The sequence below is a fragment of the Actinocorallia lasiicapitis genome, from assembly GCF_054778695.1.
In genome coordinates, this window is record NZ_BAAGZI010000034.1 from 22739 (window position 1) to 29482 (window position 6744).

5 protein-coding genes and 2 pseudogenes are annotated in these 6744 nt (G+C 68.3%); 3 read left to right on the forward strand and 4 right to left on the reverse strand.

Translation table 11 applies throughout. The features are described from left to right. Window positions 1-136 precede the first annotated feature (136 nt). Window positions 137-898 (forward strand): annotated as a pseudogene (locus ACYVE7_RS06790) (transposase domain-containing protein); the annotation flags it as partial. A 380-nt stretch (window positions 899-1278) separates the two neighbouring features. Here ACYVE7_RS06790 and ACYVE7_RS06795 read toward each other — a convergent pair. From ACYVE7_RS06795 to ACYVE7_RS06805, 3 genes and pseudogenes are all read right to left on the reverse strand, one after another. Then, window positions 1279-1881: pseudogene (locus ACYVE7_RS06795) on the reverse strand (transposase family protein); the annotation flags it as partial. Window positions 1882-2067: 186 nt separating this feature from the next. Next, a complete protein-coding gene (locus ACYVE7_RS06800) occupies window positions 2068-2877 on the reverse strand; it encodes a thioesterase family protein (protein WP_460363691.1) in 810 nt (269 codons plus the stop codon). A 10-nt stretch (window positions 2878-2887) separates the two neighbouring features. Then, window positions 2888-3679 carry a thioesterase II family protein gene (locus ACYVE7_RS06805; RefSeq protein WP_460363692.1) on the reverse strand — a complete coding sequence of 264 codons (792 nt, stop codon included), beginning with the start codon at window positions 3677-3679 and terminating at the stop codon, window positions 2888-2890. Window positions 3680-3802: 123 nt separating this feature from the next. Between ACYVE7_RS06805 and ACYVE7_RS06810 the strand changes: the two genes are divergently transcribed. Continuing rightward, window positions 3803-5287, forward strand: a complete 1485-nt coding sequence (locus tag ACYVE7_RS06810) for an MFS transporter (RefSeq protein WP_460363693.1) — start codon at window positions 3803-3805, stop codon at window positions 5285-5287. Next, the gene (locus tag ACYVE7_RS06815; RefSeq protein WP_460363694.1) at window positions 5284-5718 is read left to right on the forward strand and encodes a PaaI family thioesterase; all 435 of its coding nucleotides are present in this window, start codon (window positions 5284-5286) and stop codon (window positions 5716-5718) included. Before ACYVE7_RS06810 ends, ACYVE7_RS06815 begins: the two co-directional genes overlap by 4 nt. Here the strand turns inward: ACYVE7_RS06815 and ACYVE7_RS06820 are convergent. Continuing rightward, the coding region (locus ACYVE7_RS06820; protein WP_460363695.1) for an MmgE/PrpD family protein at window positions 5678-6744 on the reverse strand (1067 nt) is incomplete at its 5' end. The two genes, ACYVE7_RS06815 and ACYVE7_RS06820, sit on opposite strands and share 41 nt — an antisense overlap.

A 6744-nucleotide genomic window follows, 5' to 3' on the forward strand; every position in this document is an offset into this window, starting at 1 on the left:
GGGTTTGTGGCGTTCGCCGGACATGAGAGCGGAGATCCAGTAGAACGGGTGATCTTCTACCACCACTGTGTTCGCAACTGGATCTCCGTTGGGCGCTCAGTCTGCCAGGTCTGCCCTGGCGTCCGCTATCTGTGTGATGACCCGGCATATGGCCGTGGCCAGTGGAGTGTTCGCGCCTGGCCATCTGGGTGAGCTGACCCGGTTTCTGCCGTTCGAGTTGGTCGATGCGGTGCTGGCCGAGACGGGGATGGTCGAGCATCGGCTGCGGAAATTGCCGTCCCGGGTCGGGGTCTACTTCGTGCTGGCGCTGGGGTTGTTCCCCGATCTGGGTTATCTGCGGGTATGGGACATGCTCGTGGCTGGCTGGAGCGGGGACCGCTCCGTCGGCCAAAGCGTTGCGTGACCTGCTGCGACGGGTCTCGGTTGCGTCGGTCAGAGAGCTGTTCGGCGTGGTGGCTGGGCCGCTGGCCCAGCCGGGCACGCCCGGTGCCCGGTTCGGCCGTCTGCGGACGGTGTCGTTCGCCGACTACACCTCGATCAAAGCACCGGACATGTCCCGGAACGTGGCCTGGCTACGGAAGTCCAAGGCAAACGCGGTGTCACCGGATATCCGATGGTGCAGCTGATGACTTTGGTCGAGACCGGGACCTGCAGCGACGGCGCCTCCTGGACCGGCCGCTACCGGTGGGCCACCACCCTCACCGACCCCGCCGCCACCCCGCGAACGTGTTAATCCGGCTCTACCACGAACGCTCTCCGCCACACCCTCCTGCACGGACGCGTCTTGCGCTCAGGCGACTCGGTCGGCCTCGAACAAGAACTCTGGGCGCTCCTGACCACCTACCAGCTCCTGCGCATCGCGATCGCCATCGAACAGACCCCAAACGCCAACCTCGACCGCGCTGGCTTCACCATCGCTCTCACCACCGCCCAGGACCTCCTGATCAAAGCCGAGAACATCCACGACGACCTCGACCCCATCGGCCGAGCCGTCCTGACCGACCTCGCCCCACCCCGACGCCTGCGCGTCAGTACCCGCAAGGTCAAATCCGCGCTCTCCCGCTACGACTGTGAGGATGTGGGGGTGTCGCCCCGGGCGGTGGTCTGACCCGCGCTACGACTGGCAAAGCCGACCCTGACCGGCCCACCCGCGCCACCAGATCAACTGAAGGACACCTCGAGGGTCGAGGGTCTGGCCTGCATTCGGTCAGCCTCTAACGGGCGCGCTCAGATGCAGCGGACCCTCCTGCACAAGAGACCCCGCTGTCCCCAAGTCTCACTGGCCTGCTTCTGGGAGTCCGGCTTCTTCCGGCCCTTGTACGGGGTGATCACGACTGACGTTCCGGCTCCTTGGTAGCCGTTGTTGGCGGGGGTGAGGATCCCGGCCTTCTCCAACTTGCGCAGGGTGCCCAGATGCGGGCGGCGGTCAGGTCGTGGGTCTTGCCGGGCAGGGCCCCGGACGTCCACAGGATCGTCCCATCGGGACCGGCGATGACCTGGATGTTCAGCCCGTGGACGCGGTGCTTGCCGGAGAAAATAGGAGCGGTCGGTGTGGATGAGGGTGCCGTCCAGGATCAGGTGCGTCAGCCCGTCCTTCTTCGCCTTCTTCAACGCCGCCGTCAGCTTCGGTGACCGGGCGGACAGCAGCGCCACCGTCTCCTCGACGTACCGCCACGCGGTCGCGGCGGACACCTCGTACCCCGCCCCGAGCTCGGCGAACGTCTCGGCCTTGCGCAGATGGACCAGGACCAGCATCGCCTGCCTCCCGGGGTTGAGCAGGCGCCATGTGGGCCCGATCGCCTTGCGGCGCCGCCGGATCAGTCCGGCAACGTAGTTCAGCGTTGAACGCGACAAATCGACGGCAGCACGATAGAACAACACGCAGGACCCCTGGTCTGGATGTGAGGATTGTGGCGATCAACCCGTCTACCAGGGGTTTCTTCTTGCCATAAGTCGAACACCCGAACCGCGATCAGCTCGTGATCATCAGCGTGCTCAGGCGGATGAAAAAGGGTCAGTGTTGTTCGGATCACTACGCGATCCGAACAACATCACGAACGATCGAGGTTAGCCCATGGGCAGTAGCAGTGCGAGTTGGCGGGACATGGCGACGAGGCGGCCTTCGGAGTCCCAGATCTCACCGTCCTCTTCGAGGATTTCGCCGGCGATAAGGCGGGTCTGGAAGCGGACTTGAAGCCAGCCGGGCGCGGGTTCGGCCCTCAGGTGGACACCCATCTCGATCGTCGGGACGAGCGCGGCCTCGACGACCTCGTAAGCGGCCGGTGGGAACGCGTCGGCGAACAGCGGCAGCGACGCCAGGTCGGGTTCGCGGCCGTCGGAGAAGCGGATCCAGCCTTCGATGACCGCGCGGTCGGAGGTCTTCCCCGAGATCCAGCGGCTCGCCGGGGTGACACGGTAGTCGAACCGCTCAGCGATGTCGGCGTCGGGACCGGCGACGCCGAGGGGCGCCTCGACGCAGTCGTCCGGCTTGGGCAGGTCGGGCGCGGAAGCGGTGACGAGCGGGCCGCCATCGCCGCCACCGGCTCGGCCGAGCGTGGTGAGCAGCCGCAGCCGCTCCTTGCCGCCCTGGTCGAGGCGGACCTCGACCGTGTTCTTGACGCGCCCGAGCTTGACGACCTCGACGGTCAGTTCGGCCGGACCGAGCTCGCCGGGGCGGAGGAAGTGGGCACTCACCGAGTACGGCTGGGTGCCGGGAACGGCCTCAACGGCGGCGCTCAGCGCCAGCGCCATGAGGTAGCCGCCGTTGGGCTGTCCGCCGATGGCTCGCCAGCCTGGTTCGATCTTCGCGGACCAGACGCCGTTCCCTGTGGCGGTCACCTCGGTGTCGGTGTCGAACCGGTATTTTCCCTTTGTCATGGTCGGCTCCTTAGTAGATTCGGGAATTCGCTTGCGCCGTGAATTCCCGATGCAGATGACGGGTTAGGTCTGTGGCCACCGGAACGGCATGGTCGTCCAGATAGAAATGGTCGCCCGGGTATTCACTGACCCCCAGGAAACGACGGCTGCGCGTCGTCCACGCGGCCATCGCGTCCGGTACCAGCAGCGGGTCGGACAGGGCGCCGTATGCGGCGACCGGGCACGCGACCACCGCCTGGTCAGGCGGCGGGTCGCGGTAGTCGGCGTACACGCTGAGGTCCGCCCGCAGCGCGGGCAGGACGACCTGGAGCATGTCCGGGCTCGCCGCGATGACCTCGGGCAGCATCCCGAGGTCGCGAACGGTCTGGACGAGCGCGGTGTCATCGAGCCTGCTCAGCTCGAGGGCACCGTCGCGGCTGCGCAGCGGCGCCCACGAGGAGACGCCCAGCAGGGCGGGTGGTTCCTCGCCGTCGAGTTCGAGCTGGGCCGTCAACAGGTACGCCAGCATCCCGCCCATGCTGTGGCCGAAGAACGCGTAGGGGCGCCCGTCGAGTTCGGCGTTGAACGCCTCTCGCAACGCCTCCATGAGGGGCGGGAGTTCGATGAACGCGGGCTCGGCGCGACGGTCGTGCCGTCCCGGAAGCTGGACGAGCACCAGTTCCAGATCGGCCGGAAGAAAAGCCGCCCATCGGGCATAAGAGGCGGCTGCTCCGCCGCCGTGGTGGAAAATGAAAAGCCGGTGAGGAGCGTCGGAGCGCAATCCCACGGGCTGGAACCAGAGTCCGTCATCCGTTGCGTTCATGGTGCCGTCAGCGTATGTTCGGGCCATTTAGAATGTCTACTACCTGTCAGATAATAGACATCATGAAACAGTCGGCCAGATGATTACCGGGTCCTATCGAACCGGCGATCTGAGGAAAGCTCCATGGCAGAAGAGACTCTCGCGGGACGGCGTCCTCCGCCGGCCCCCCTGGCCACGAAGTCCAAGCTCGCCCTTCCCGTCCTGCTCGCGGGAACGTTCATGACCTTCCTCGACTTCTTCATCGTCAACGTCGCCATCCCCGATACCCAGGCCTCGCTCGACGCCGACAGCGGCGCGATCCTGCTGATCGTGTCCGGGTACGGCCTGACCTATGCGTCGCTGCTCATCACCGGCAGCCGCTTGGGCGACATCCACGGCCGCCGGCTGATCTTCACGATCGGCATGGCGCTGTTCACGATCGCGTCGCTGCTGTGCGGGCTCGCCCCGACGGCCCTCGTGCTCGTCATCGCACGGATGGCGCAGGGCGTGGCGGCGGCGCTGCTGTTCCCGCAGGTGCTGGCGATCATCGGCGCGATCTATGACGAGGCGGGACGGGCCAAGGCGATCGTCGCCTACGGGATGACGCTCGGTGTCTCGGCCGTCGGCGGTCAGCTGCTGGGCGGCGCGCTCATCCAGGCCGACCTGGGCGGTCTCGGCTGGCGTACCTGCTTCCTCATCAACGTGCCCGTCGGGATCGTCGCCTGCCTGCTGGCCCCTCGGGTCGTTCCCGAGTCGAGGGCCGCGAACGCCAAGAAACTGGACCTCGTCGGCGCCGCCCTAGTGACGCTGGCGCTTCTCACGTTGATCCTGCCGCTCGCCGAAGGCCGCGAGCTGGACTGGCCGCTGTGGACGTGGATCAGCCTGGACGCGTCGGCGCTGCTGCTGGTCGCGTTCGTGGTGCACCAGCGGCGGCTCGGGAAGCGCGGCGGCACCCCCCTGGTCGACCTCGCCATGTTCAAGGAACGGGCGTTCTCCGTTGGCGTGGTGTCGGTGCTGCTGTTCTACTCAGGCCTCGCCTCGTACTTCCTGGTCCTGGCGCTGTACCTGCAACAGGGCCGCGGGCTCGACCCGCTGCACTCGGGCATCTGCGTCGTTCCGATGGGGCTGGGGTTCTTCGTCACCACGTTCCTGGCGCGGCCGCTCACCGCCCGGCTCGGCCGGCAGCTCCCCGCGCTCGGCGGGCTGTTCCTCGGCGGTGGCCTGGTGTGGACGGCGTTCACCATCGACGACATCGGCTCCGACGGCGAGACCGTACGGTTGTTCCTGCCGTTCGTGCTCGACGGCCTCGGCATGGGCATGATCACGGCGCCGCTCGTCGCGGTCGTCCTCGCGGCGGTCGCGCCCGCGAACGCCGGGCAAGCATCCGGGATGCTCAGCACCATGCAGCAGGTCGGCAACGCCGTCGGCGTCGCCGTCGTCGGCGTCATCTTCTACAACGCGCTGGAGTCGGGCCCGAGCTTCGCCGACGCGTTCGGCACCAGCACCTACTTCCTCGTGGCGATGCATCTAGCGCTGTTCCTGCTCATCCAGTTTCTGCCGAAAGCCGCCAAGCGGGCCCCCGCCGTCCCGGCGGCGCGGAACCCGATCAGCCCGGAGGAGACACCGTGACCGCACCCGCTCATGAGGACGTGGACGAGGACACGACGCGCCTCGTCCACCAGCTGATGCCGTTCGCCAAGGAACTCGGGCTCGAGGTCACTCTCGGGACGCCCGCTGAGGTCAGGGGCCGGCTCGACTGGCGGCCCGAGCTGTGCACGGCCGGCCGGCTGATGCACGGCGGCGCCCTCATGGCCGCCGCCGACTCGATCGGCGCGTCCTGCGCCTTCCTGAACCTGCCGCCTGGCGCGGTCGGCACCGCGACCGTCAGCTTCGTTTCGCATTTCTTCCGCGGTGTGCCGGGCGGCCGGGTCGACTTCGTGGCCCGGCCGCTGCACATCGGCGGGAAGTTCATCACTGTCGAGGTGACAGTGGTGAACGGGGGTGAGACCGCCGCGAAGGTCACCCAGACGCAGGCTGTGCGCACGCCAGCGCGGAGCTGATGAGCCGCTCGGTCTCCGCGGCGCTGAGAGCGTCGAGACTGAGCACTGCGGCGGCGTCTGCGGGCGCCCCGCCGGTGCCGGCGAACTTGGCACGCAGGACGGGCACCTGTTCCGCCCGGGTCCGCCAGCCCGCTCCTGCGACGGGGATCCTCGCGGACCGCTCATGGCTCGTCCCGTCCTCGAGGACCACCCGGACAGACGCCGGGGTGGCCTTCGCGGACGCCGAGAAGTCCTGCGCGGGCGGCGCGGGGTCGCCGAGCAGGGCGACCAGGTCGGTACCGCCGCCACCGAACTCCTTCAGCCACGCTGCGCCGCACGCGCCGCCCTGCCGCAGAGCCTCCCCGAACGGTGCGTCGGACGCGAGTAGCGCCGACGTCATCTCGGGGTCGTGCTCCAGCCGGACCCGCCGGGCCAGATCCCAGCGTTCCGGTGCGTCCACCAGTGGGGCTACGAAGTCGTCGGGACGCAGGCCACCGGTGAGCAGCGCCGTCGCGACGGCGTACGGAGTGGATGAGACGAGGGCGGAGAGCCGGGTCCGCGGACCGTCCAGATACGCGGCGATCTCCCTTTCGACGAGCAGCGTGTACAGCGAAAGCCGGACGGTGACCTCACGGATCTGCGCGTCCGGCCCGAGCGCGGCGTGCAGATCGACGGCGCAGTCGACGGCCACGTCCGTACCGGGGCCCGAGGGCCGGGCTTTGAACGACAGCGTCTCGGTGTGCCAGCGCGTGCCGAGCCCGGCTGTCACAGATTCCGGCAGCGGGACCGTCGCGAATTTCGCGAGGAACCCCTTGCGGTGCTCGATGATGTCGGTGGCGCCCGCCAGCCCCGCCTCGGCCGCGTCGCACGCGTCCAGCGCGGTGCGCACGGGTACGGCCGAGCCGAGGATGCGCGCGTCGCTGCCCATGAACCCGTGCATGAGGTTCCATGGCGGCATCGAAAGAGCCAGCGCGGCGGCGTCGGCCCAGCGGGACGCGGGCGCCCTCTCGAGGTGGAGCCGCCCGGCGACCGCGCCCATCAGGTTGG

Excerpts from the sequence above, each read along its gene's own strand:
- ACYVE7_RS06800 (WP_460363691.1), bottom strand. The coding sequence starts at position 2,877 with ATGACAAAGGGAAAATACCGGTTCGACACCGACACCGAGGTGACCGCC.
- ACYVE7_RS06805 (WP_460363692.1), bottom strand. The coding sequence starts at position 3,679 with ATGAACGCAACGGATGACGGACTCTGGTTCCAGCCCGTGGGATTGCGC.
- ACYVE7_RS06810 (WP_460363693.1), top strand. The coding sequence starts at position 3,803 with ATGGCAGAAGAGACTCTCGCGGGACGGCGTCCTCCGCCGGCCCCCCTG.